Source organism: Streptomyces sp. NPDC058683, assembly GCF_042716195.1.
GTDB lineage: Bacteria > Actinomycetota > Actinomycetes > Streptomycetales > Streptomycetaceae > Streptomyces.
Map to the genome: position 1 here is coordinate 21,016 of NZ_JBHXSK010000033.1, position 23,661 is coordinate 44,676.

Consider the following 23,661-nt stretch of genomic DNA (forward strand, 5'->3'; position numbering starts at 1 on the left):
TTCCGTAAGGAGCCCGGCCGCACCGTCCGGTGCACCGCCGCCCGGAGCCGTACGCCCACAAGCCGGGGCGTGCGGCTCCTCCGAGCCGCCCCTCAGGACGGCTCCGCAGACCGGAGAACCCGATGGACATATCTACGCAGACAACAGACGCATCTCCCCCCACCCCACAGCCTGGCGCGACCGAGCGGAAGCGCAACGCGCGCGGTACCACCCGGGCAGGTGACCGGGTCTTCCTCGGTCTCTCCCGTGGGTCCGGCATCCTGCTGCTGGTGATCATGGCCGCGATCGCGGTCTTCCTCACCTACCGTGCCTCCCTCGCGATCAGCCGCGACCACGGCAACTTCCTCACCACTTTCGAGTGGAACACCAACCTCGTCCCGCCGACCTTCGGCATCGCGGTCCTGGCCTTCGGCACGATCGTCTCCTCGATCATCGCCATGGCCATCGCCGTCCCGATCGCCGTCGCGATCGCGCTGTTCATCACGCACTACTCGCCGCGCAGGCTCGGCGGCACCATCGGCTATGTGATCGACCTGCTCGCCGCGGTGCCGTCCATCGTGTACGGCCTGTGGGGCGCGCTGGTCCTGGTACCGCACATGACCGGCCTGTTCGGCTGGCTCGACAAGTACTTCGGCTGGACCGGGATCTTCTCCTGGGACGGCGGTGCGCCGCGCACGATGCTCACCGTCGGCATCCTGCTCGCGATCATGATCCTGCCGGTCATCACCAACGTGAGCCGCGAGGTCTTCCGCCAGGTCCCGCAGATGCACGAGGAAGCGGCCCTGGCCCTCGGCGCCACGCGCTGGGAGGTCATCCGCATGTCGGTGCTGCCCTTCGGGCGCTCCGGCGTGATCTCCGCCTCGATGCTCGGCCTCGGCCGCGCGCTCGGCGAGACGATGGCCGTCGCCACCGTGCTCTCCCCGGACTTCGACATCCACGCCAGCCTGCTCAACCCGGGCGGCGGCACCTTCGCCCAGAACATCGCCAGCAAGTTCGGTGAGGCGACCCCGGACGCCCGTGACGCGCTCATCGCCTCCGGTCTGGTCCTCTTCGTCATCACCCTGCTGGTCAACGGCGCGGCCCGCATCATCATCCAGCGCCGCGCGGAGTACTCGGGGGCCAACGCATGAGCACCGCAGCAGTCGAGCGCCAGAGCACCCTGCGCGGCGCCAGCCTCCCCAAGTGGTCCCCCTACGCCATCGTCGGCGGGTCCATCGTGCTGGGCATCGTCATCGGCCTGGTCGGTGGCCTGGACAGCAAGATCCAGTGGGGCCTGATCGCCGGCCTCCTCTACGTCTTCGGCACCTACGGCATCGCCGCCAAGATCGAGGGCCGGCGCCAGGCCAAGGACCGCGTCGCCACCTCCCTGGTCTGGGTCGCCTTCGTCGTCGCCGTGATCCCGCTGGTCTCCCTGATCTGGGTGACCATCTCCCGCGGTGTCAAGGTCCTGGACCCCTACTTCCTCAGCCACTCCATGGGCGTCGTCCAGGACTCCGAGCCCGGCGGTGGTGCCTACGCCGCCATCATCGGCTCCCTGGAGCAGGTCGGTCTGGCCACCGTGATCGGTGCCCCGATCGGCATCCTCACCGCGGTCTACCTCGTCGAGTACGGGCGCGGTCGCCTCGCCAAGGCCGTCACCTTCTTCGTGGACGTGATGACGGGTATCCCGTCGATCGTCGCGGGTCTGTTCATCCTCAGCCTCATGCTGATCTTCGACATGCAGCCCTTCGGCTTCGCCGGATCCCTCGCCCTGGCCATCCTGATGATGCCGGTCGTGGTCCGCTCCACCGAGGAGATGCTCAAGCTCGTCCCCAACGAGCTGCGCGAGGCCTCGCTGGCCCTCGGCGTGCCGAAGTGGCGCACGATCCTGAAGGTGGTCCTGCCGACCTCCATCGGCGGTATCACGACCGGTGTCATGCTGGCCATCGCCCGTATCGCGGGCGAGACCGCCCCGGTGCTGCTGCTGGTGTTCGGCAACCCGTTCATCAACAACAACCCCTTCGAGGGTGCGCAGTCGTCGCTGCCGCTGTTCATCTACCAGCAGTACTCGAACAGCGCCGGCTCCAACGCGGCGTACGACCGTGCCTGGGCGGCATCGCTCACGCTGATCGCCTTTGTGATGATCCTGAACCTGGTGGCCCGCGGCATCGCCCGCTGGAAGGCCCCGAAGACCGGTCGCTAAGCATTGATGTGCGGCTACCGCCGCGTGGGGCCTACAGCGACCCCCAGACTTTGGAAGTGAAGAAGCAATGTCCAAGCGAATCGACGTAAGCGGGCTCACCGCCTACTACGGCTCCCACAAGGCCATCGAAGACATCTCGATGAACATCGAGCCGCGCACCGTCACGGCGTTCATCGGCCCCTCCGGCTGCGGCAAGTCGACGTTCCTGCGCACGCTCAACCGCATGCACGAGGTCACTCCCGGCGGCCGCGTCGAGGGCAAGGTCCTCCTGGACGACGAGAACCTCTACGGCGCCGGTATCGACCCCGTGTCGGTGCGCCGTGAGATCGGCATGGTGTTCCAGCGTCCGAACCCCTTCCCCACGATGTCGATCTTCGACAACGTGGCCGCGGGTCTGAAGCTGAACGGCAACTACAAGAAGAGCCAGCTCAACGACGTCGTCGAGAAGTCGCTCAAGGGCGCGAACCTCTGGAACGAGGTCAAGGACCGCCTGAACAGGCCGGGCTCCGGCCTCTCCGGTGGTCAGCAGCAGCGTCTGTGCATCGCCCGCGCGATCGCGGTCGAGCCGAAGGTGCTGCTCATGGACGAGCCCTGCTCCGCCCTCGACCCGATCTCCACCCTCGCCATCGAGGACCTGATCGGTGAGCTCAAGGAGCGCTTCACGATCGTCATCGTGACGCACAATATGCAGCAGGCCGCGCGTGTCTCCGACCGCACCGCCTTCTTCAACCTGGCCGCCGTCGGCCAGCCCGGCCGGCTGATCGAGATCGACGACACGGAGCGCATCTTCTCCAACCCGTCGGTCCAGGCGACCGAGGACTACATCTCCGGCCGCTTCGGCTGAGCCGGAACCGACCCCTCGCGGTGCTGCATGGCGGTGCCACCGCGAGGATGCAAAAGGGCCCGCCCCTGGCTCCCGGGGGCGGGCCCGTCCGCGTGTTCCGGCGGCGGGGCGGTGGTCACACCTTTGTTCACATCCTGTGGACGGGGAAGACGACCGGTTCCGCTCCCGACCCCAGCAGCTTGTCCACAGCCTGCTCGACCACCCGGGGGCCGGTCAGCCCCATGGTCTGCGCCAGCCGCCGCCAGGTCACCGCGTCCGGCCGGCCGCCGGTTTCGCCCGGGTACGGCCGCCCGGGCGCCGGCTCGGGGGCGCACTTGTGGGGCACCAGGGCGAGGGGCTCGTCCGCCGCGGCGAACCGGACCACCGCGGCCGCACTCCGGTCCACCGGCGCGATCTCCCCGTCCGGAAAGGTCGCCACGTCGCCCTCGAAGCCCAGCGCCGCCGCGCAGACCAGCGCCAGGGCGTCCGAGCAGTCGTGCACGACACACGTGCCGAACTCCCGGGCGACGCCCTCCTCGACCCGCGTCCCCTCGGCCGAGGTCAGCCCGGACACGAACGCCCAGTAGTCCCCGGCCGACCCGCACCCCACCAGGCAGACGGTGAAGTGCTCCAGCGGCGCGAGCAGCGCCTGCACGGCGTCCCCGGCGGGGCCGGGCGGCATCAACCGCACCGCCGACCCGCAGGAACACCGGAACGGTCCGCCGACGGACACCACCTCGACCACCGGGTCGCCGAGCTCCCGCCGGAGCGCGGCCAGCACGTCGAGGACGGCGGCGGTCGGCAGCTCCTGATCCACCAGCACCAGCTCGACGGGCGCCTCGTACGCCGCCCGGACCCAGTCCAGGTCCTGCGGGAGCGTGCCGAGCAGAGCGGGGGTGAGGCGTACGACGCCCTCCTCGCCGCCGGCCGGCTCGCGCACGGCCTTGCCCTCGGCGCCGACGAGCACGACGGTCGGCACCCGCTCCGCCGCGTCCGGCCGCCGCGCCATCGCCGCGGCCACGAAGTCTCCGAGGCCGTTGCCGGCCATGACATGAATCGTCCCTGCCCTCAGACCCACCGAAGCCTCACTGCTCCCGTTCCAAAGCCGCACAGGTCGCACGACTTCCCACCAGCCATGATCACACCGAACCCCCGAAGGAGAGCCCCACGACGGGGCGAGGGGCGCACGTCGGAGAGATGGGGGGGCCGGGGGGCCGGGGGGACGGGGGCAGGTCGGAGGGTGGGGCGAGGGAGACCCGAGCGCAGGGCGAGGGGCGCAGGTCGGAGGGCTGAGGGCGGGCAGGCCAGAGCGGAAGGTGAGGGGTGAGGTCGGCGGGCGCAGGGCGCAGGGCGCAGAGCGAGGGGCGAGGGGTGAGAGGTGGGGGCGAGGGAAACCCGAGCGCAGGGCCGAGGGGCGCAGGTCGGAGGGCGGAGGGCGAGGAGCGGGCACGCCGGAGCGCAGGGTGAGGGGGGAGGTCGGTGGGCGCGGGGTGTGGGCGCCGGGGAGTTGAGGGGCGGCGGGGCGGTGGTGGGCGCTACAGGAATGCCAGGTGTACGAGGCCGAAGGCCGCCGCTGCCACCAGGGCCGCCGCCGGCATCGTGATGAACCAGCCCAGGACGATGTTCTTGGCCACGCCCCAGCGGACCGCGTTCACGCGCTTCGTCGCGCCGACGCCCATGATGGCCGAGGTGATGACGTGGGTCGTGGAGATCGGCGCCTTGAAGAGGAACGCCGTGGTGAACATGATCGACGCACCCGTCGCCTCGGCCGCGAAGCCCTGCGGGGGGTCCAGCTCGATGATCTTGCGGCCCAGCGTGCGCATGATGCGCCAGCCGCCCGCGTAGGTGCCCAGGGAGAGCATCACCGCGCAGATGATCTTGACCCAGACCGGGATCGAGTCGCCGTACGACGCATGGCCGGAAATCACCAGTGCCATGAAGACGACGCCCATCGTCTTCTGGGCGTCCTGGAGGCCGTGACCGAGGGCCATGCCGGCCGCGGAGACGGTCTGCGCTATGCGGAAGCCGTGCTTCGCCTTGTGCGGGTTGGCCCGGCGGAACAGCCACATGATGGCCGTCATGACCAGGTAGCCGAGGATCAGGCCGACCACCGGCGACAGGAACATCGGGATGATGATCTTGTCGAGAACGCCGTTCCAGAGGACCTCCGTGCCGCCGGCCAGGGCCGCGCCCACCAGGCCGCCGAACAGTGCGTGGGAGGAGGACGAGGGCAGGCCGAAGTACCAGGTGACGAGGTTCCAGACGATCGCGCCGACCAGTGCCGCGAAGAGGATGCCCATGCCCTTGGAGCCCTCGGGCGTCTCGATCAGGCCCTCGCTGACGGTCTTGGCGACCCCGGTGCCGAAGAACGCGCCGGCCAGGTTCATCACCGCGGCCATGGCGAGCGCCGCCCGCGGGGTGAGCGCACGCGTCGACACGGACGTCGCGATCGCGTTCGCCGAGTCGTGGAAGCCGTTCGTGTACGTGAAGAAGAGCGCGACCAGGATGGTCACGACGAGCGCGAAGGTGTCCATCGACGCTTCAGGACTCCTTGACGGCGATGGTCTCCACCGTGTTCGCCACGTGCTCGAACGCGTCCGCCGCCTCTTCCAGGACGTCCACGATCTGCTTGAGCTTCAGCACCTCGATCGCGTCGTACTTGCCGTTGAAGAGGTGGGCGAGAAGCTTGCGGTGGATCTGGTCGGCCTGGTTCTCCAGGCGGTTGACCTCGATCCAGTACTCGGTGAGGTTCTCCATCGTGCGCAGGTTGGGCATCGCCTCGGCGGTCAGGTCGGCGGCCCGCGCCAGCACCTCGATCTGCTGCTCGACGCCCTTCGGCAGCTCCTCGACGTTGTAGAGGACGACCAGGTCGACGGCCTCCTCCATGAAGTCCATGATGTCGTCGAGGGAGGACGCGAGGGAGTAGATGTCCTCGCGGTCGAAGGGCGTGATGAACGAGGAGTTCAACTGGTGGAAGATCGCGTGCGTGGCGTCGTCACCCGCGTGTTCCGCTGCCCGCATACGCTCTGCGATCTCGGCCCGGGCAGACGCGTCCGCCCCGAGCAGTTCCATCAGGAGTTTCGAGCCCGTGACGATGTTGTCCGCGGACGCGGCGAACATGTCGTAGAAGCTCGTCTCCCTGGGGGTCAGACGAAAGCGCACGTGGGGTCCTCGGTATGCATGGGTTTCGGTCAGGCTGATGCTAGGCGCATCATCCGGCCACGGCTAATGGGCCGTCCTCCAGTGTCGCCCATCGGGCATGGTGATCAGTACGGGGGCGTCCCGAGGGCCCTATACCCAGCAAAGTTCGTTACCATATACCCACTAGGGGTATATGTATCGGCAATGCGGAGGACGCGATGACGACCACCGAGGCCGGCGCCACGAAGCCCTCCGGAAACGGGGCTCCGGCGACCACGCACGGTTACCACAAACAGAAGGACGAACACCTCAAACGGCTGCGCCGGATCGAGGGCCAGATCCGCGGGCTGCAGCGCATGGTCGACGAGGACACCTACTGCATCGACATACTCACCCAGGTCTCCGCCTCCACCAAGGCCCTGCAGTCCTTCGCCCTGCAACTCCTCGAGGAACACCTGCGGCACTGCGTCGCCGACGCCGCCGTCAAGGGTGGTACGGAGATCGACGCGAAGGTGGAAGAGGCCACCCAGGCCATCGCCCGGCTGCTGCGGACCTGAACCGGCGGACCTGAACCGGCGGACCTGAACCGGCGGACCCGGTCCGCGGACGCTGACGTGCGGACCTGGCCGAAGTCAGCCGTCCTCGCGCTCCTCGGCCACGCGCAGCACCTCGTCGATGCTCTCCAGGCTGAGCCGCTCCTCGGCGGCCGACGCCGCGATGATCAGCTCTCCGCACAGCTCGATCTCGGCGAGGGCCACGTGGTCCTGAACTGCCGTACCGCCGACCGGAGCCACGTGCATCACCTCTTCTCTGCCGTCACCGACTTCCTAGAGTAGGGAGCGGTCTACACAACGCGCATGGCACGGACGGGCTAGTTCACAGGTTGTACAGAGCCGTTCCCGGACTAGTGCGCTGGCTGGTTTTCGGCGATCCGGCCCGCGTAGATGTCCCGGGAACGCGGCAACTTTACGTCCACCGGAGTGCCGAAGTCGTACAGCAGGGTCGTCGAGGCGACCGCGACCGTGCCCTTGCTGCTGTCGTTGACGAAGCTGAACCGCTGCCGCAGCTTGCGGATCCGGCCCTGGTGGTCGAGATACGCGTCGAACGGAACCTCGGCCGTGGCGAACCCTTTCGCCGCGGCGGCGAGGGCCTGCCGGTTGCCGGCGGACGCGGCGCGGGCGGCGGCCGCGAGGTCGGCGGTGCCCCGGTAGTGCCGGACCTCGGCCCCGGCGACCTCGGTCTTGCCCAGGTAGTCCGCGGTGCGGGTGCCGAGGAGCAGCTCGGCCGCGGCGAACGGGTCGGTCACGCCGCCGGTGACCAGGTTGCCGTCGGAGAGGCTCGCGGTCTCCACGCGGACCCATTTGTCGGAGGGCACCCCGGCGCCCCTGTTCTTCATGAACAGCGCGCCCGGGGCGAGGAGTTCGGTGATCGGGCGGTGCTCGGGGGTGCCGGCGGGGTCCTGCGGGAGGACGACCGTGAGTTCGCCGAGCTGGTTGCGGTAGTCGTAGCGGCCCTTGCCGCGGATGGTGACCCGGGTGCCGCCGGTCGCCATCTCCATCGACGTCGTCGCTCTGGAGGTGGCGGCGGCGCGCAGGGTGTCCGCCGCGCGCTTGAGGACGGTGACCGTGTTGTCGCCGGGGTCGCCGCCCGCGCCTTCGGCGGTGGCGCCGCCGCAGGCGGTGGCGCATGCGCCGAGGCCGACCAAGAGTCCTACGGTGACGGCCGTTTTTCCAGCGCGCCTGTGCTGCCGCCGATCCATCGCCTGCCTACCCCCAGCCGGTACGTCCGTCACGGGCCCCCTGTCGTTCCGCTTAACGAGGGGTAGGTGGGGCCGTCACGCACACCAGCTCTTTACCGAGCGTGGGTAACGTTGTCAGGGTGGTGGAGAAGGACGGTTCCGAGCGGGGCTTGCAGGGGCAGAAGCACGATACGAGCCTGGTGGAGCACGGGCCGTTCTGCTACGCCCGGTGCACGTGCGGGTGGCGGGGACCGGCGCGCAGGGCGAGAAGCCTCGCGCGGACGGACGGGGCAGGACACAGAGCCGAGGGGTGAGCGGCGGCCGTACGGTGACTACGGCCCGGCGGTCCGCGCCATCGACGGACCTTTCCACGAGGGCCACCCCCTGACGGCCGGTCTCACCGACACGCGGCCTGCTTGACCAGCCACTTCTTCGCTGCCTGCAGAACCTGGTCGGTGTGGGTTCCGCTCCCGAGCCCCCGGGTGGGGATCTCCTCGTCGGGCGGGATCGGCCCGTCGTAGCTCCGGCCGGTACGGTCCGCGTCCCTGATCTCGGCGAGCCCCAGCACGGCGCCGTCGGACAGGCGATGGTCGTTCTTGCCGGTGGGGACGCCGAAGGTGTCCTCACCGAACGACCGCGTCCGCGGCCGTCCCCGGAAGGCGACCAGCACGGCCTCGCCCGAGCTGGCGGTTATCCCGTCGGTCAGGACCGCGACCGGGGCGTGGGCGTCGGCCACGGAAGTGCTGTCTCCCCAGGTGTGGGGTGTGCCGTTCTCGCGCGGGTTGCCGTTCCGGATCGTCCACGGAGAGGTCTTGCCGTCGGAATCCACGAACATGCCGACCTTGCCGTCCCCCAGGATCGGGCCCGCGACCGCGAGCATCGGCCACATGTTCCCGCCGTGGTTTTGGCGAAGGTCCACGACCCAGCCGCAGGCCCCCGTGCGGTCGGCCTTCGCCACCGCCGCGCGGCCTTGCCGCACGTACCGCTCGTACAACGCGTCAGATCCGTTGACAGCGGGGATCGAGACGTAACCGACGTGATCTCCCAGCGATCTGCCCTCCGGCCCCCGGAAGGAAGCGTCGGGCGAAGCCTTGAGCGCCTCTTCGACCTGCTGGGGGTCGAAGAAGGAACTGTGCCCATGGCCTACTTCCCGGAGGACGAAGCGAATCGTGTCGTAGGTGTCCGACGGCTTCTGTGCGTCCCCGGCCTGCGCGAAGGCCTGGCGGCGTGTCTTTTCCCAGTCGACCTCATGGCGGACGAGCGCGTTCCTCTCCATGATGTCCAGCACCCTCGTCAGGTAGGACCGGGCCGCGACCGACATGGCCGGACCCGCTGTCCTGTCCGAGCGGTCCGTGCATCCGGTCCCCGCGACAAGCACACCCACCAGTCCGGCGCACACGGCCAGACGCAGCGACGGTCCCCGTCTCATCCATCCCCCAGCCCCGCGACCATGGGCAACACTAACCCGGCCGTCAACCGCCCTGACGGCTAAGGGGTGTTGTGCAGCGAGGCCAGCAGTTCGTCCACCAACTCGGCGTCTCTCGGCTGGGTGAGCCGTTGCCGGGCCTCCGGCGGGCGGAGCCAGAGGATCCTGTCCACCTCGTGGTTCGGGGTGAAGTGACCCTCTGTTGCTTCTCCGGACCAGTAACGGACCTGCTTGGGGCGGTCGTTGGCGTAGTAGTGCGCCGTGGAGAGTTCGTTGCCGGGGAGAGCCGTGTAGCCGGTCTCCTCGGCCACCTCGCGCAGGGCGCCCGTGATCGCGTCCTCGCCGCGCTTGAGCTTGCCCTTCGGGTGGGACCAGTCGTCGTACTTGGGGCGGTGGACGAGGCAGACCTCCAGGTCCCCGTCCACCGGCGAGCGGCGCCACAGGATGCAGCCGGCCGCCAGGACCGGGGCGTCGTTCACACCGCCTCCAGCCGCTGTTTCTGCCACGCCTGCTGGAACGCGAACCGGGCCGCCTCCACCTCGTGCCGCTGGTCGGCGTGGAGGACGCCGAGGGCGTAGGCGGTCGCCGGGGCGATACGCGGGGTGCGGGCGGCGGCCGCGGCGGCCGCCGCCGCTTCGGAGGCGTCGCGGTGCCGGTTCAGGGCCTGGCCCGCCGAGAACAGCCGTACGTCCACGGGCGCGCCCTCGCCGCACAGCACCTCACGGGCGTAGCGGTGCAGGCGCAGCAGGAGGCGGACCTGGTGCCAGGGGCCGTCCTGGGGGTGCGGGGCCGGGTCCGGGGACAGGCCGTGGACCAGGGCCTCCGCGTTGTAGGGGTGGCCGGCGGTGACCAGAGGGAGGGCCGCGATGGCGTCGGTGAGGCGTTCCTCGGCCGCCGCGGCGAGCGGGCGCAGGACGGTGGTGGGCGCCGCGGGGGTGAGCGGGACCTCGCTGGCCAGCACCGCGACCTTGTCGGCGACCGCGTGGAAGCGGGAGGAGCCGAGCGCCTGGAGGGCCGTGGAGTGGGCCCTGGTCCGGGCGAGGGTGAGCTGGCGGTCGAGGAGGGCGCCCGCCTTGGCCGCGCCGACGGTGAGGTTGCCGCGTTCGGGCGTGGCCTCCGAAGTGGCCTGGCTCGGCAGGGTCGTCGAGCCGGAGAGCCGGTGGAGGGCCAGCAACAGGCGCTCCAGTCTTGCCTCGTAGGCGTGCTCAAGCCCCAACGTGCCCGACAGCCAAGCCAGTTCGGGGCGGATCTCCTCCGACCAGTCGGTCTCGAGCAGGGGGCGGAAGGTGTGCAGGCTGCCGCTGATGCGCCGGGCCGAGCGGCGCAGCGCGCGGGCCGCGTCGACGGACTCCTCCGCCGCGCTCGCCGTCCCGGTCTCCCGGTGCAGGCGCAGCGCGCGGAGGAACTCCGTGGCCTGGGCGCGCAGGTAGCCCGCGAGGGCGTCCCCGGTCACCACCAGGGCCGTCGGGTCCGTCGGTTCAAGGTGTTGCTGTGCCACGCCGGCGCCTCCGGGCGTCTATGAGCATCTCCTGGATGTTGCGCAGGGGCTGTCCGTCCGCGTCGGTCGCGTGCCGGGTCCACTCACCGTCCGCACCCAGGTGCCAGGAGGAGGTGGAGTCGGACATACCGGTTTCGAAGAGCCGGGTGAGCGCGGCCCGGTGGGCCGGGTCGGTGACCCGGACCAAGGCCTCTATCCGGCGGTCGAGGTTGCGGTGCATCATGTCGGCGCTGCCTATCCACACCTCGGGCTCGCCGCCGTTGCCGAAGGCGAAGACCCGGGAGTGTTCCAGGAAGCGGCCGAGGATCGAGCGGACCCGGACGTTCTCCGACAGGCCCGCGACGCCCGGCCGGATCGCGCAGATGCCGCGGACCCAGATGTCGACCGGTACGCCCGCCATGGACGCGCGGTACAGGGCGTCGATGATCGCTTCGTCGACCATCGAGTTGACCTTGATGCGGATGAACGCGGGACGGCCGGCCCGGTGGTGCTGTACTTCCTTGTTGATCCGCGCGATCAGTCCGTCGCGCAGCGACTTGGGTGCCACCAGCAGGCGGCGGTAGGTCTCCCGGCGCGAGTAGCCGGAGAGCCGGTTGAACAGGTCGGACAGGTCCGCGCCGACCTGGGTGTCGGCGGTGAGCAGGCCGAGGTCCTCGTAGAGCCGCGCCGTCTTCGGGTGGTAGTTGCCGGTGCCGACGTGGCTGTAGCGGCGGAGTGTCTCGCCCTCCTGGCGGACCACCAGGGACAGCTTGCAGTGCGTCTTCAGGCCGACCAGGCCGTAGACGACGTGGCAGCCGGCCTCTTCCAGGCGCTTGGCCCACTTGATGTTGGCGTGCTCGTCGAAGCGGGCCTTGATCTCGACCAGGACGAGGACCTGCTTGCCGGCCTCGGCGGCGTCGACGAGCGCGTTGACGATCGGGGAGTCGCCGGAGGTGCGGTACAGGGTCTGCTTGATGGCGAGGACGTCCGGGTCCTCGGCGGCCTGCTCGATGAAGGCCTGCACGGAGGTGGAGAAGCTGTCGTACGGGTGGTGCAGCAGGACGTCCCGCTCGCGCAGGGCCGCGAAGATGTCGGGCGCGGACGCCGACTCGACCTCGGCGAGATCGCGGTGGGTGCCCGCGATGAACTTGCGGTACTTCAGCTCCGGCCGGTCCAGACGGTGGATGCGGAACAGGCCGGTCAGGTCGAGCGGTCCGGGCAGCGGGTAGACCTCGGCCTCGGAGACCTTCAGCTCGCGGACCAGCAGGTCGAGGACCTCGCGGTCGATGGACTCCTCGACCTCCAGGCGCACCGGCGGCCCGAAGCGGCGGCGCATGAGTTCCTTCTCCAGGGCCTGGAGCAGGTTCTCGGCGTCGTCCTCCTCGACCTCCAGGTCCTCGTTCCGGGTGAGGCGGAAGGCGTGGTGCTCCACGACCTCCATGCCCGGGAAGAGCTCCTCCAGGTGGGCGCCGATGACGTCCTCGATGGGGACGTACCGGCCCGGGCTGCTCTCCAGGAAGCGGGACAGCGACGGCGGCACCTTGACCCGGGCGAAGTGCTTGTGGCCGCTGACGGGGTTGCGTACGACCACGGCCAGGTTCAGGGAGAGGCCGGAGATGTACGGGAAGGGGTGCGCCGGGTCGACCGCCAGCGGGGTCAGGACCGGGAAGATCTGGTGCCGGAAGAGCGTGAAGAGCCGCGCCTGCTCCTTCTCGGTCAGCTCGGCCCAGCGGACCAGGTGGATGCCCTCCTCCGCGAGCGAGGGGGCGATGTCCTCGTGGTAGCAGGCGGCGTGCCGGGCCATCAGCTCACGGGAGCGGGCCCAGATCATCTCCAGCACCTCGCGGGGCTGGAGGCCGGAGGCGGACCGCGTGGCCACGCCGGTGGCGATACGGCGCTTCAGCCCTGCCACCCGGACCATGAAGAACTCGTCCAGGTTGCTCGCGAAGATCGCCAGGAAGTTGGCCCGCTCCAGCAGTGGCGTGTTCGGGTCCTCGGCGAGTTCGAGCACCCGCTCGTTGAACGCGAGCCAGCTGCGCTCCCGGTCGAGGAAGCGTCCCTGGGGCAGTTGGGGCCCGTCGTACGGTGACTCCTCGTAGGCGTCGAGGTCGGCATCGATGTCGGGTTCGAGGTCGGAGACCGCGGCGGCCACGGTGTGCGGGCGGTGCGCGGCTATGGAGCCTACGGAGGGCTGTGCGTGCTGGACCTCGGCTGCCTGGGCGTTCTGCTGACTCATGACCCCATTCTTCCGCGCCCGGGGCGTGACAGGCGCGTCGGAACGTGCGGGCGGGAGCTGAACGACCCCGTTTCCCGCGAACCCGCGAAGGGGCGGCGAGGGCTCTGGCACGGCGGGCTTCATTGGCTGAGCGTCGCAAGACAGCCTGAACCAATGGTTACGAAGACATGGCGTATGGGATAGCTGCGGGAGGCTCGCGGACGTCGAAGATCAGGCCGCGGCGCCGTTCGGGATCACGAAAGCGACGTTCGTGTACGACCTTCCCACGGATCCCGTACGCCCTTCCGCCGACAGGGGGACGCACGGGTCCGACGGTTCCTCAGCGGGTCCGGTGGCGCAAGAGGGAAAACGCGCCGACGACGGCCGCCGCGGCGAGGGCGAGCACCATGGCGGTGGCCGTGAGGTGGAGGGCCCAGAAGCCGTGCAGGGGGCCGTCCAGCGGCTTCCACGCCGCACGCAGATACAGCCTGATCACCAGGGTCACGGCGGCGGCCACGGCCAGCGCGGGCAGGGTGCGGCGCAGGGCGATCCCGGCGAGCGCGCCGACGGCGAGGCCGAGCAGCAGCAGGGCCGGCAGCAGCGGGCCGCGGGGGATGAAGACGCGGTCCCAGGTCCAGTTGGTGACCAGGTCATCCTTGTCCGAGGTCCACACCCAGCCGAAGACAAGGGCCAGCAGTCCGCCCCCGGCGAGCAGCGGTACGGCGGCGGCGATCAGCTTCCCGGCCAGCCAGCGGGCCGGGGAGACCGACTGGGTCCAGGCCAGCTTGGCGGTCCCGGACTCCAGCTCCCGGCCGATCAGCGCGCCGCCCGCCCAGGCGGCGACGGCGACGGCGGAGTAGCCGAGGGCCTCGCCGAGGAAGTTGAAGACGTTGTTGGCGTCCGTGAACGCCGAGTAGCCGCAGGTGGGGAGGTTGCCGTCGGCGGAGTAGCGGAAGCCCAGGCAGGCCCGCTCGGCGGGCACCCTGGAGAAGTGCAGCCAGAGCAGCCAGCCCGTCACCAGCAGCCCGAACGCGGTCCAGACGAGCAGTGCCGGGCGGTGCAGCCGGCGCAGGGAGCGCTGGGCGGCCGCAGGACCGGGGGCGGTACCGGCCGCGGGGGACAGGGCGGTCATCAGGCGGTCGTCTTTCCGGTCAGGCGGCGCAGCGCCAGGAAGCAGCCCAGGGTCAGCAGCGCGGCCACGGCGAGGAGCAGGGCGGTGGTGGTCAGCTGGAGCGGCCAGTAGTGCGAGGCGGGGTGGTAGTCGCCGTAGGGGACGTCGGCGTGCTTGCCCGTCCGCACCGTCCAGGAGCTGTTGGGGAGGGCGAAGAAGGCCTTTCCGGTGCTGGTCCTCGTCGGCCACAGGAGGGGCATGAGCAGCTGGGCGGCGACCCAGACCACGCCGGTGACGAGCAGGCCGAGGCCCAGGGCGGGCAGCGTGCGGCGGGACAGCAGGCCCGCCAGCGCGCCCGCGGCCAGGCCGCACAGGGCCAGGGCGACGAGGGTGGGGCCGTTGGTGTGGAAGGTCCAGACGTCGTACCACTGCTTGGCGGTGTCGATACGGCCGTTGCCCGCGGCCCAGGCCAGATGGTGCAGCCAGACCAGCAGCGCGGTCCCGGCGGCGACGGCGGCGGCCGGTACCGCGAGCCGGACGGCCAGCCAGCGCACCGGGGTGCTGGACTGGGTCCAGGCCAGCCGGGCGGTGCCGGACTCCAGCTCCTTGCCGAACGCGCCGCCCGCCCAGCCGGCCGCCAGGAGGGGTACCGCGGCCACGGCCAGGGTGGCGTAGGTGTACCAGTCCTTGTAGCGCAGGATCGCGTTCTGGTCGTACGAACAGTTCCGCCAGTCCGTGCAGCTGTCGTACTGGTGCCAGGCGTCGGCCGCCGCGTCGGCCAGCGGGCCGTGCAGGAGCAGGAGCAGGGCGGCGGTCACGAGGACGAGGGCCGCCCAGACGGACAGCGCGGGGCGGTGCAGGCGCAGCAGCCAGCGGGTCAGGCGCGGCCGGCCCGGTGCGGTCGGTGCGGTCAGGGCGATGGTGGTCATACGGCGGCCTCCGCGGCGGTCAGGACCGGGGCTTCGGGGTTGCGGAGATGGGCGAGGACCAGCTCCTCCAGGGAGGGGGCGCCGGTGCGCCAGTCGGCGGGCAGCGGGCCCGCCGGGCGGATCAGGGCGCTGAGCTGCCGGCCGGTGGTCCGGGAGTCCACGACGGTGTGCGGGGCGAGGTCGGCGTCGGCGTCGGTGCCGATCCGGGTGTGGGCGGCGAGCAGGTCGTCGATCTCGCCGGCCAGCCGGACCCGGCCGCCGCCGATCAGCAGCAGGTGGTCGCAGGAGTCCTCCAGTTCGGCGACCACGTGCGAGGACATCGCGATGGTGGTGCCGTGCTGGGCGGCCTCCACCATCAGCAGGGCCATCAGCTCGTGCCGGGCCAGCGGGTCCAGGTCGGCCATCGGCTCGTCCAGGAGCAGCAGTTCGGGCCGCTTGCCGAGCGCCAGGGCGAGCGCGACCCGGGTGCGCTGGCCGCCGGAGAGCGAACGGATGCGGGACTTCGGGTCCAGACCGCCGCCGGCCACGACGTGCTCGGCGGCGCCCGCGTCCCAGCGCTCCGGGTTGAGGTCGGCGCCCATTTGGAGCGTCTCGGCGACCGTGAGCTGCGGGTACAGCGGCTTGTCCTGGGCGACGTAACCGACCCGGCCGCGTGCCTCGGCCGGGGTGGCGCCGAGGACGGTCAGCTCGCCCTCGGTCGGGCCCAGCAGACCGGCGGCGAGGGCGAGGAGCGTGGACTTGCCCGCCCCGTTGGGGCCCACCACGGCACACACCCGGCCGGCCGGCAGCCGGAAGCTGCACTCGCGCAGCGCCCAGCCCCCGCGCCGGCCGAAGCGCTTGCCGAGCGCGGACGCCGCTATCGCGGTGTCGGTCATGAACTCTCTCCTTGCAGGTGCTTTTCGTCGACGGCGAAGTGTGTTTCGAGTACGGCGGTGAAGAGTGCGGCCACGTCGTCCCGGTCCAGGCCGGACGCACGGGCCCGGACGGCCCAGTCGTCCAGCTCCCCGTGCAGGGGGGACTCGGCCGGTGCGGTGCCCAGGGCGCGTTTCACGAACGTGCCGAGGCCGCGCCGGGCCTCCACCAGGCCCTCCCGCTCCAGCTCCCGGTAGGCCTTGAGCACGGTGTTGGGGTTGATGGCGGTGGCCTCGACCACCTCGCGCGCGGTGGGCAGTTTGTCCCCCGGCCGCAGATGGCCCAGCCGCAGGGCCTGCTTGGTCTGCTGGACTATCTGGACGTAGGTGGCGACGCCGGAGCGCCGGTCGATGCGGTACTCGACCACCCGTACAACCACCCTTTCACTAATTGAGTAGTGAAAGGGTGGTGCAAGGGTGGGCCGAAAGTCAATCCCGGAAGATTTCCGGACCGGCCCCCGAGTCCGTGAACCGATCGGCCGGGCTCGTGCGATGAGGAGACGTGAGCGGAACGAGAAGCGACGGGGAGCTGCTGCGGGCGATCGCGGCGGACTCCGACCGGCGCGCCTTCGAGGAGCTGTACCGGCGGTACGCGCCGTGGCTGACCGCGCGGCTGCGCGGCCGGTGCGCGGATCCCGCGGTCGTCGACGACGTCGTGCAGGAGACGTTCCTCGCGGTCTGGCGGGGCAGCGCCCGCTACCACGAGGAGGGTGACGCCGCCGGCTGGCTGTGGCGGATCGGGTCACGGCGGCTGGTCGACGCGCTGCGCGGCGACGGCGCCCGGGGCCGGCTGCGGCAGGCGCTGGCGCGGCTGCGGCACCGGGACGAGGCCTCGGCGGAGGAACGCGTGCTCGCGGGGGTGGAGCACGGGGACCTCGCCGGGGCCCTGGTCCGGCTCTCGCCGGAGCTGCGGGCGGTGCTCCAGGCGACGGTGATCGACGGGCTGACCACCCGGGAGGCGGCCGTCCTGCTCGGCATCCCGCCGGGGACGGTCAAGACACGGGCGATGCGGGCCCGCAAGCAGCTGCGGGAGGAGTTGGCATGACCTGGCATGTTGCCGAAGAGGATCTACGGGCCTACGCGCGCGGCGAGCTGGCGGCGCCGCTGCTGTGGTCGGCCGACACCCACGTCGGCTCCTGCGCACTCTGCCGGGAGGTGCTCGCGTCGGTGTCCGACCCGGTCGCGCTGGACGCCGGCTGGGACCGCCTGGACGCCGAACTGGACGCGCCCCGGCCCAGGTTGGGCGAACGGCTGCTGACCCGCCTCGGGGTCGCCGAGCACACCGCACGGCTGCTCACCGCGACCCCGGTGCTGAGCCGTTCCTGGCTGGCGTCGGTCGTGTTCGTGCTGGCGGCGACGGTGCTGGTGGTGCACGAGGTGGACGCCCCGGCCCTGTTCCTGGCACTGGCCCCGCTGCTCCCGCTGGCCGCGGTGGCGCTGTCGTACGGACCGGCCCTCGACCCCGTCCACGAGATCGCCGCGGTCGCCCCGACGCACGGCTTCCGGCTGCTGATGATCCGCACGGTCGCCGCGCTGACCGCCTCCCTCGGTCTCAACTGCCTGGCCGCGCTGGCCCTCCCGGGCTACGGGCTGCTCGCCTTCGGCTGGCTGCTGCCGGCCCTCGCGCTCACCGCGGCCGGTCTCGCGCTCTCCGCCCGGCTGGGCCCGCTGCTGGGCCCCGGCCTGGTCGGCGGCGCCTGGACGCTGCTGATGGCGATGGCCGCGCTGCACCCCGCGGACACGCCGGTCGCGTTCACGACGGCGGGACAGTCGGTGGCCGCGGCACTGGCCGCGCTGGCGACCTTCCTGCTGCACCAGGCGCGCGACCGCTTCGACGCCAAGCCCTTCTGACCTGCTGATCCTGATCGCTGGAGCCCTTACGTGAACACCACTGTCTCCGCCGCAGGCCTCACCGTGCGCTACGGCGGCACCCGGGCCCTGGACGGCGTCTCCCTGCGCCTGACGGACGGCGTGACGGGCCTGCTGGGCCCGAACGGCGCCGGCAAGACCACCCTGCTGAAGGTCCTGGCCACGGCCGTGCCGCCGGACAGCGGCGGCTTCACGGTCCGCGGCGAGGACCCGTCGGCGCAGGCGGGCCGCCTGGCCGTCCGCCGCACGCTCGGCTACCTGCCCCAGACCCCCGGGTTCCACCCGGACTTCACGGCCTTCGAGTTCGTCGACTACGTGGCCGTACTCAAGGAGCTGACCGGCCGGGCCGAACGCCACCGCGAGGTGCGGCGCGTCTTGGACCAGGTCGGGCTCGCGGACGTACGCGGCCTGCGCATCAAGCGGCTGTCCGGCGGGATGCGCCAGCGGGTCGCCCTGGCGGCGGCCCTCGTCGGGGACCCCGGCTTCCTGGTCCTGGACGAGCCGACCGTCCACCTGGACCCCGAACAGCGCATGCGGTTCCGGGAGTTGATCGCGGAGGCGGGGGAGGGCCGCACGGTGCTGCTCTCCACCCACCAGACCGAGGACGTGGCGATGCTCTGCCATCACGTGATCGTCCTGGCGGGCGGCCGGGTCCGCTTCGACGGCACCCCCGCCGAGCTGACGGCGCGGGCGGCCGGCCGGGTGTGGAGCAGTACCGAACGCGCCCCGGGCGCCCGGGCGGGCTGGCGCACCGGCACCGGCGCCTTCCGCAACGTCGGCGACCCGCCGGCCCGCGCCGACCTGCTCGAACCGACCCTGGAGGACGGCTACCTGCTCGTTCTCGACGACGAGACCACGGAGGTGGCGGCGGCATGACGACGACGCTCGTGAAGCCGGAGGTGCCGGTGGCGCCCGAGAACAGCCGCCGCAGCGCGTCGGTGCTGGCCCTGGCGCTCTTCGAGGCCCGCCAACTGGCCCTGCAGATACCGATGCTGGTCTTCTCCCTTCTCTATCTCGTCTTCGTCGGCTACGAGTTGTTCGGCCGGGACGAGGGTATGGACGCCTACCCGGTCCTGCACGACGCCGACCGGGCCACCCAGGGCGGCCCGGTGCTGCTCTGCATCGCCCTGCTGGTGTGCGTGAACCGGGCGGTGCTGCTGAACCGGCGGCGCGGGCTGGAGGAGCAGTTCTCGGTGCTGGTCATGTCGGTGCCGCGGCGCACGCTGGCGCACGCCCTGTCGGTGGTGCCGTTCGCCGCGGGTGTGGCCCTGGTGGTGGGCGTCCAGTTCGGCTGGGCGGCGCTGCGGCCGGGCGCGGTCGGACACGGCTCGCTCGCCGAACTGGCCGTCGCCCCGCTGACGGTGCTGCTCTCCGGGGCGGTCGGGGTGCTCCTGGCCCGGGTCCTGCCGTACCCGGCGGTCCCGCTGCTGTTCGTGGTCCTCCTGGCGGTCGTGGTCAGCCTCGTCGGCGGGATCACGGGCGGTGTGCACGGCGTCCAGTGGCTCTGGCCGGCGGTGATCGAGAACGGCGGCACCCCCGTCCCGGGCGAACTGCTGGGCCGGCCGGCGGGCTGGCACGCGCTGTACCTGACCGGTCTGACGGTGCTGGCGGCGGGCGTCGCGGTGCTGGTGGCCGGCGGCCGGACGCGCGCGCTCAAGGCCGTGACGGTCCTGGCCCTGGCCGCCACGGTGGCCGGCGCGGCCGGGCAGGCCCCGGGCGACTCCGCCGCGCTGCGGGCCGCGCGCACGGCGGAGGCGGACAGCCCGCAGAAGTTCCAGGTGTGCGCCGAGCGCGACGGCTCCCGGTACTGCGCCTACCCCGACTGGAAGGGCTGGACGGTCGACTGGGCGGGAGTGGTGCACCGGGTGCGGTCGGAGGCGGGCGGCGAGGCCGCGACCACCCGTCTCACCGTCCGCCAGCGCATCGAGGCGGTCACCGACCTGACCACGGACGCCACCCTGCCGTCCAGTCCGACCCGGGGCACGGTCACGGTCGGCACCCAGTGGGGCGGCAACCGGGTCCCCGAGTTCGCGGTCGGGGTCGCCAGGGTCCTCGTGGCGGGCAGCGAACAGGCGTCCTTCGAGATGTGCGACGCCCGGGCGGTCACGACGATGTGGCTGGCCCTCGCCACCGACCCCACCCCGACGGACACCTTCCGCCGCCTCCGCATCGACGACAGCCTCACCGGCCCGGCCGCGGTCCTCACCTCGGACGGCGGCAGCATGAGCGTCTCGGCCCAGGAGACCCAGGTCGTACGCGAACTGCTCCGCGCACCGCACGACACGATCGCGGCCCGGGTGAAGGCCCACTGGGCGGAACTGACATCGGCACGGACGACCGCCGCGGAGGCGGCCCGGCTGCTCGGCGTGACGGTCCCGAAGGGGGCGGACGACTGCGGGGAGGGCTGACCGGGGTCCCCCTCCGACCGGCGGGAGGGCGGCCGGCTGGAGTCTCCCTCCCCGGCTGCCTGCCCTGCCTTCAGCCCTGCCCGGTCCTCACGTCTCCGTCCGGTACATCAGGTCCGTCTCGTGGGTCGTGAAGCCCAGGCGTTCGTAGACCGCCACCGCCGCCGTGTTGTCGGCGTCGACGTAGAGCATCGCCGTCGGCAGGCCCAGGTCGGACAGATGGCGCAGGCCGATGGTGGTGAGGGACTTGCCGAGGCCGCCGCCCTGGGCGGCGGGGGAGACGCCGAGCACGTAGACCTCGCCCAGGCCTTCCTGGGCGTGGACCTTCGTCCAGTGGAAGCCGACGAGTTCGCCCGCGCGCTCGGCCAGGAAGAAACCGGCCGGGTCGAACCAGGACTGGGACTTGCGGTCGTCCAGGTCGCGCTGGGTGAGCGAGCCCTGTTCGGGGTGGTGGGCGAAGGCGGCCGCGTTCACGGCGAGCCAGGCCGTGTCGTCCTGGCCCGGGACGAAGGCGCGGACCGTCACGCCCTCGGGGAGCTTCGGGTCGGGCAGGTCCAGGTCCGTCAACGGGCGGCGCATCTGGCGCAGTTCGCGGAACAGGGTGAGGCCGAGGACCTGGGCGAGGTGACGGGCCGCCGAGTGGCCGCCGTGGGCCCAGACGCGCAGCCGCTTGCCGGAGGCCGCGAGGAGGGCGGAGCCGAGGGCGCGGCCGTGGCCGTGGCCCCGGTGGGCGGGGTGGACGACGAGCTCCGCGGCCGGTGCCTCCACCGGGTCGGTGTCCTCCAGCTGGGCGTAGCCCACGAGTTCGTCGCCGACGGTGAGCAGCAGATGGGAGACGCCCTCGCGGGCGCCGCCGCGGATCTGAATGCGGCCCTGCTCGGACACCGGCTGCTGGCCGTCGGAACGGGCCGCCTCCGCCAGCAGCCCCAGCACGGCCTCGGCCTGGTCCGGGGCGAGCGCGGAGTAGGTGTCGATGGAGCGGGAGTACATGGGCGGCCGTGCGGTGTCGTCGCTGGTCATGCGTACGAGGGTACGGGTCCTGACGGACAAAGTGGGGGCAAGGGCGAAGGTAAAGGGCGGGGCAAAAGGCAACCAGGATGTAACCATGAACCCCCTGTTGCGCTACGCGCGTTGACCCTAGGCTGCGCCGGAATCGGGCCACTTCTCAGCAGACCCACAGGGGGGTTCCATGCAAGCGAAGCCCAGACCGTCCAGACGCCGTGCGTACGCGGTGCTCGCGTCCGCCGCCGGGCTCGCCACCGCCGCCGCGCTGGCCGGCGCGCTGCCGGCCGACGCGCACACCGGCAAGGGGCACGGGCACCACGGCTCCAGCCGCTACCAGGACGTCCAGCTCCTCTCCTTCAACGACCTGCACGGCAACCTGGAGCCGCCGGCCGGCTCCTCCGGCCGGGTCACCGAAACCCAGGCCGACGGGACGACCAAGACGATCGACGCGGGCGGTGTCGAGTACCTCGCGACCCACCTGCGCCAGGCCCGCAAGGGCAACCCGTACTCCGTCACGGCCGCCGGCGGTGACATGGTCGGCGCCTCCCCGCTGATCTCCGGGCTCTTCCACGACGAGCCCACCATCGAGGCGCTCAACAAGCTCGACCTGGACGTGACGACGGTCGGCAACCACGAGTTCGACGAGGGCGCCAGGGAGCTCGCGCGCCTCCAGAACGGCGGCTGCCACCCCACCGACGGGTGCTACACCGACAAGAAGTTCAAGGGCGCCGACTTCCCCTACCTGGCCGCCAACGTCCTCGACGACAAGACGGACAAGCCGATCCTGAAGCCGTACTGGGTCTGGAAGAAGAAGGACGTCAAGATCGGCTTCATCGGCGTCACCCTGGAGGGCACGCCCGGCATCGTCTCCGCCGACGGCGTCAAGGGGCTGGCCTTCAAGGACGAGGTCGAGACGATCAACAAGTACGCCAAGGTGCTCCAGCGCCAGGGCGTCCAGTCGATCGTGGCGCTGGTGCACGAGGGCGGCTTCCCGGCCTCGTCCAACTACAACTACGACTGCGACTCCGCGGGCGCCGGCAGCGGCATCTCCGGGCCGATCGTCGACATCGCGAAGAACGTGACGCCGGCCGTGGACGCGCTCGTCACCGGGCACACCCACACCGCGTACGTCTGCACGATCGACGACCCGGCCGGCAACCCCCGCATGGTCACCTCGGCCGCCTCCTTCGGCCGCCTCTACACCGACACCACCCTGACGTACGACCGCCGCACCGGCGACATCGCGCGGACGGCCGTGAAGTCGGCGAACCATGTGGTCACCCGGGACGTCGCCAAGGCGCCCGACCTGACCGCGCTGATCGGCAAGTGGAACACCCTCGCCGCCCCGATCGGCAACCGCGCCATCGGCTACATCTCCGCCGACGTCAACAGCACCGGCACCGAGTCCCCGATGGGCGACCTGATCGCCGACGCCCAGTTCGCGTACGGCAAGGAGCTGGACCCGGAGACCGACCTGGCCCTGATGAACCCGGGCGGGGTGCGGGCCGGACTGACGTACGCGGCCAAGGGGAGCGAGGGCGACGGCGTGGTGACCTACGCCGAGGGCTTCACGGTCCAGCCGTTCGCCAACACCGTCAACCTCCAGGACTTCACCGGGGCCCAGGTCATCCAGGTCCTCAAGGAGCAGGTGAGCGGCGGCAACGCGGCGGCCCCGAAGATCCTCCAGCCGTCGAAGAACCTCACCTACACCCTGGACCTCACGAAGACCGGCGCGGACCGGGTCGTCACCGACTCCATCCGCCTCAACGGCACCGCCATCGACCCGGCGGCCACCTACCGCGTCGCCACCAACTCCTTCCTCGCGGGCGGCGGCGACGGCTTCACCACCCTCGGCCAGGGCACCGGCGACCTGGTCGGCACCGACGACCTGTCGGCCCTGGCGGAGTACCTGACGGCCAACTCCTCGGCCACGGCCCCGATCGCGCCCCCGGCCACGGGCCGGATCACGATCGTGCAGTAGCCACCCCACACCAGCCCTCGGGCCCGGTGCGCGCACCCGCGTGCACCGGGCCCGTTCTGTTTTATAAAACCTGTGTGAGTTTATAAAACCTGTGTGAGGCGGTGTTTGGTTCCGCGTTGCTCCTGAAAATTCATCTCAGCCGCAATTCATCCAGGTCTAAGTGAAAATGGCTTTCTTCGGTTCGCGGATCACGTAATGTTTTCCATGTCGAAAGCGAACGGCGCAGACGACAGAACGAAGGAGAACAGCATGAGCTTCCACAAGATCGCCCCGGTCAAGAAGAACCACAAGCCCGCTCCGGCCCCCAAGAAGCCCGCGCCGAAGAAGCCGGCTCCGAAGCGTCGCCCGATCGGCGACCAGCGCTGACAAAGAATTTACAGACGTAATTCAAATCAATTCACAGGTCATTGCAGCAGGGCGGTAGAAGAACTGTTGCAGAACCACGACA

At 71.1% G+C, this 23,661-nt stretch carries 23 protein-coding genes; 9 read left to right on the plus strand and 14 right to left on the minus strand.

The annotated features are described in order from the left end of the window. Positions 1-122 precede the first annotated feature (122 nt). The 3 genes from pstC (at position 123) to pstB (ending at position 3,026) form a co-directional block, all read left to right on the plus strand. A complete protein-coding gene (gene pstC, locus ACFWXC_RS31910; protein WP_384483912.1) occupies positions 123-1,130 on the plus strand; it encodes a phosphate ABC transporter permease subunit PstC in 1,008 nt (335 codons plus the stop codon). After that, on the plus strand, positions 1,127-2,182 hold the full coding sequence (pstA, locus tag ACFWXC_RS31915; RefSeq protein WP_384483914.1) for a phosphate ABC transporter permease PstA: 1,056 nt from the start codon (positions 1,127-1,129) through the stop codon (positions 2,180-2,182). The genes pstC and pstA overlap by 4 nt, the downstream gene beginning before the upstream one ends. Before the next feature lie 67 nt (positions 2,183-2,249). Continuing rightward, on the plus strand, positions 2,250-3,026 hold the full coding sequence (gene pstB, locus ACFWXC_RS31920; RefSeq protein WP_384483916.1) for a phosphate ABC transporter ATP-binding protein PstB: 777 nt from the start codon (positions 2,250-2,252) through the stop codon (positions 3,024-3,026). Between the two features lie 127 nt (positions 3,027-3,153). Here the strand turns inward: pstB and ACFWXC_RS31925 are convergent, their stop codons facing one another. The 3 genes from ACFWXC_RS31925 to ACFWXC_RS31935 form a co-directional block, all read right to left on the minus strand. Beyond that, entirely contained in the window at positions 3,154-4,053 is a 900-nt protein-coding gene (locus ACFWXC_RS31925; RefSeq protein ID WP_384483918.1) for a hypothetical protein, read from the minus strand. A gap of 487 nt (positions 4,054-4,540) precedes the next feature. Further along, positions 4,541-5,539, minus strand: a complete 999-nt coding sequence (locus ACFWXC_RS31930) for an anion permease (RefSeq protein ID WP_384483920.1) — start codon at positions 5,537-5,539, stop codon at positions 4,541-4,543. A 7-nt stretch (positions 5,540-5,546) separates the two neighbouring features. Then, the gene (locus ACFWXC_RS31935) at positions 5,547-6,167 is read right to left on the minus strand and encodes a DUF47 family protein (protein ID WP_351708843.1); all 621 of its coding nucleotides are present in this window, start codon (positions 6,165-6,167) and stop codon (positions 5,547-5,549) included. 197 nt (positions 6,168-6,364) lie between these two features. Between ACFWXC_RS31935 and ACFWXC_RS31940 the strand changes: the two genes are divergently transcribed. Beyond that, positions 6,365-6,703: a metal-sensitive transcriptional regulator gene (locus ACFWXC_RS31940; RefSeq protein ID WP_351708846.1), complete on the plus strand. Its 339-nt coding sequence runs from the start codon at positions 6,365-6,367 to the stop codon at positions 6,701-6,703. 75 nt (positions 6,704-6,778) lie between these two features. On the opposite strand, the gene ACFWXC_RS31945 is transcribed toward ACFWXC_RS31940, so the two are convergent. The 10 genes from ACFWXC_RS31945 to ACFWXC_RS31990 form a co-directional block, all read right to left on the minus strand. After that, positions 6,779-6,946: a hypothetical protein gene (locus tag ACFWXC_RS31945; protein WP_351747093.1), complete on the minus strand. Its 168-nt coding sequence runs from the start codon at positions 6,944-6,946 to the stop codon at positions 6,779-6,781. A 104-nt stretch (positions 6,947-7,050) separates the two neighbouring features. Next, positions 7,051-7,905, minus strand: coding sequence for a hypothetical protein (locus ACFWXC_RS31950; RefSeq protein ID WP_384483923.1), 855 nt, complete (start codon positions 7,903-7,905; stop codon positions 7,051-7,053). A 376-nt stretch (positions 7,906-8,281) separates the two neighbouring features. Continuing rightward, entirely contained in the window at positions 8,282-9,205 is a 924-nt protein-coding gene (locus ACFWXC_RS31955) for a S41 family peptidase (RefSeq protein ID WP_384483925.1), read from the minus strand. A 167-nt stretch (positions 9,206-9,372) separates the two neighbouring features. Then, positions 9,373-9,789 carry an NUDIX hydrolase gene (locus tag ACFWXC_RS31960; protein ID WP_384483927.1) on the minus strand — a complete coding sequence of 139 codons (417 nt, stop codon included), beginning with the start codon at positions 9,787-9,789 and terminating at the stop codon, positions 9,373-9,375. Further along, the gene (locus tag ACFWXC_RS31965; RefSeq protein ID WP_384483929.1) at positions 9,786-10,808 is read right to left on the minus strand and encodes a CHAD domain-containing protein; all 1,023 of its coding nucleotides are present in this window, start codon (positions 10,806-10,808) and stop codon (positions 9,786-9,788) included. Before ACFWXC_RS31965 ends, ACFWXC_RS31960 begins: the two co-directional genes overlap by 4 nt. Then, a complete protein-coding gene (locus ACFWXC_RS31970) occupies positions 10,789-13,146 on the minus strand; it encodes an RNA degradosome polyphosphate kinase (RefSeq protein WP_384483931.1) in 2,358 nt (785 codons plus the stop codon). Before ACFWXC_RS31970 ends, ACFWXC_RS31965 begins: the two co-directional genes overlap by 20 nt. A 196-nt stretch (positions 13,147-13,342) precedes the next feature. After that, complete coding sequence (locus tag ACFWXC_RS31975) at positions 13,343-14,134, minus strand: hypothetical protein (protein ID WP_384483933.1); 792 nt, start codon at positions 14,132-14,134, stop codon at positions 13,343-13,345. Beyond that, the gene (locus ACFWXC_RS31980; RefSeq protein WP_384483935.1) at positions 14,134-15,042 is read right to left on the minus strand and encodes an ABC transporter permease; all 909 of its coding nucleotides are present in this window, start codon (positions 15,040-15,042) and stop codon (positions 14,134-14,136) included. The genes ACFWXC_RS31975 and ACFWXC_RS31980 overlap by 1 nt, the downstream gene beginning before the upstream one ends. Further along, positions 15,039-15,917 (minus strand): ABC transporter ATP-binding protein, encoded by an 879-nt coding sequence (locus tag ACFWXC_RS31985; RefSeq protein ID WP_384483937.1) that lies wholly within the window; start codon positions 15,915-15,917, stop codon positions 15,039-15,041. The genes ACFWXC_RS31980 and ACFWXC_RS31985 overlap by 4 nt, the downstream gene beginning before the upstream one ends. Beyond that, entirely contained in the window at positions 15,914-16,321 is a 408-nt protein-coding gene (locus tag ACFWXC_RS31990) for a GntR family transcriptional regulator (protein WP_384483939.1), read from the minus strand. The genes ACFWXC_RS31985 and ACFWXC_RS31990 overlap by 4 nt, the downstream gene beginning before the upstream one ends. Positions 16,322-16,455: 134 nt before the next feature. Between ACFWXC_RS31990 and ACFWXC_RS31995 the strand changes: the two genes are divergently transcribed. Genes ACFWXC_RS31995 through ACFWXC_RS32010 form a run of 4 tightly spaced genes read left to right on the plus strand, consistent with a single transcriptional unit; the run spans position 16,456 to position 20,230 of the window. Continuing rightward, positions 16,456-16,998, plus strand: coding sequence for an RNA polymerase sigma factor (locus ACFWXC_RS31995; RefSeq protein WP_351747072.1), 543 nt, complete (start codon positions 16,456-16,458; stop codon positions 16,996-16,998). Then, positions 16,995-17,804 carry a zf-HC2 domain-containing protein gene (locus ACFWXC_RS32000; RefSeq protein ID WP_384483941.1) on the plus strand — a complete coding sequence of 270 codons (810 nt, stop codon included), beginning with the start codon at positions 16,995-16,997 and terminating at the stop codon, positions 17,802-17,804. Before ACFWXC_RS31995 ends, ACFWXC_RS32000 begins: the two co-directional genes overlap by 4 nt. Before the next feature lie 30 nt (positions 17,805-17,834). Further along, positions 17,835-18,698, plus strand: a complete 864-nt coding sequence (locus ACFWXC_RS32005; RefSeq protein WP_384483943.1) for an ABC transporter ATP-binding protein — start codon at positions 17,835-17,837, stop codon at positions 18,696-18,698. Further along, positions 18,695-20,230: an ABC transporter permease gene (locus ACFWXC_RS32010; RefSeq protein ID WP_384483945.1), complete on the plus strand. Its 1,536-nt coding sequence runs from the start codon at positions 18,695-18,697 to the stop codon at positions 20,228-20,230. Before ACFWXC_RS32005 ends, ACFWXC_RS32010 begins: the two co-directional genes overlap by 4 nt. Positions 20,231-20,317: 87 nt before the next feature. Here the strand turns inward: ACFWXC_RS32010 and mshD are convergent, their stop codons facing one another. Then, a complete protein-coding gene (mshD, locus tag ACFWXC_RS32015; RefSeq protein ID WP_384483947.1) occupies positions 20,318-21,247 on the minus strand; it encodes a mycothiol synthase in 930 nt (309 codons plus the stop codon). 169 nt (positions 21,248-21,416) lie between these two features. Between mshD and ACFWXC_RS32020 the strand changes: the two genes are divergently transcribed. After that, positions 21,417-23,213 carry a bifunctional metallophosphatase/5'-nucleotidase gene (locus ACFWXC_RS32020; RefSeq protein WP_384483949.1) on the plus strand — a complete coding sequence of 599 codons (1,797 nt, stop codon included), beginning with the start codon at positions 21,417-21,419 and terminating at the stop codon, positions 23,211-23,213. Positions 23,214-23,661 lie beyond the last annotated feature (448 nt).

What these genes read in the sequence shown, in the direction of transcription:
- ACFWXC_RS31985 (WP_384483937.1), bottom strand. Translation starts at nt 15,917, where the DNA reads ATGACCGACACCGCGATAGCGGCGTCCGCGCTCGGCAAGCGCTTCGGC.
- pstB (WP_384483916.1), top strand. Translation starts at nt 2,250, where the DNA reads ATGTCCAAGCGAATCGACGTAAGCGGGCTCACCGCCTACTACGGCTCC.
- ACFWXC_RS31955 (WP_384483925.1), bottom strand. Translation starts at nt 9,205, where the DNA reads ATGTCGGTCGCGGCCCGGTCCTACCTGACGAGGGTGCTGGACATCATG.
- ACFWXC_RS32000 (WP_384483941.1), top strand. Translation starts at nt 16,995, where the DNA reads ATGACCTGGCATGTTGCCGAAGAGGATCTACGGGCCTACGCGCGCGGC.
- ACFWXC_RS31950 (WP_384483923.1), bottom strand. Translation starts at nt 7,905, where the DNA reads ATGGATCGGCGGCAGCACAGGCGCGCTGGAAAAACGGCCGTCACCGTA.
- ACFWXC_RS31925 (WP_384483918.1), bottom strand. Translation starts at nt 4,053, where the DNA reads ATGGCCGGCAACGGCCTCGGAGACTTCGTGGCCGCGGCGATGGCGCGG.
- ACFWXC_RS31980 (WP_384483935.1), bottom strand. Translation starts at nt 15,042, where the DNA reads ATGACCACCATCGCCCTGACCGCACCGACCGCACCGGGCCGGCCGCGC.
- ACFWXC_RS31940 (WP_351708846.1), top strand. Translation starts at nt 6,365, where the DNA reads ATGACGACCACCGAGGCCGGCGCCACGAAGCCCTCCGGAAACGGGGCT.
- ACFWXC_RS31975 (WP_384483933.1), bottom strand. Translation starts at nt 14,134, where the DNA reads ATGACCGCCCTGTCCCCCGCGGCCGGTACCGCCCCCGGTCCTGCGGCC.
- pstC (WP_384483912.1), top strand. Translation starts at nt 123, where the DNA reads ATGGACATATCTACGCAGACAACAGACGCATCTCCCCCCACCCCACAG.
- ACFWXC_RS31930 (WP_384483920.1), bottom strand. Translation starts at nt 5,539, where the DNA reads ATGGACACCTTCGCGCTCGTCGTGACCATCCTGGTCGCGCTCTTCTTC.
- mshD (WP_384483947.1), bottom strand. Translation starts at nt 21,247, where the DNA reads ATGACCAGCGACGACACCGCACGGCCGCCCATGTACTCCCGCTCCATC.
- ACFWXC_RS32010 (WP_384483945.1), top strand. Translation starts at nt 18,695, where the DNA reads ATGACGACGACGCTCGTGAAGCCGGAGGTGCCGGTGGCGCCCGAGAAC.
- pstA (WP_384483914.1), top strand. Translation starts at nt 1,127, where the DNA reads ATGAGCACCGCAGCAGTCGAGCGCCAGAGCACCCTGCGCGGCGCCAGC.
- ACFWXC_RS31970 (WP_384483931.1), bottom strand. Translation starts at nt 13,146, where the DNA reads ATGAAGCCCGCCGTGCCAGAGCCCTCGCCGCCCCTTCGCGGGTTCGCG.
- ACFWXC_RS32020 (WP_384483949.1), top strand. Translation starts at nt 21,417, where the DNA reads ATGCAAGCGAAGCCCAGACCGTCCAGACGCCGTGCGTACGCGGTGCTC.
- ACFWXC_RS31945 (WP_351747093.1), bottom strand. Translation starts at nt 6,946, where the DNA reads ATGCACGTGGCTCCGGTCGGCGGTACGGCAGTTCAGGACCACGTGGCC.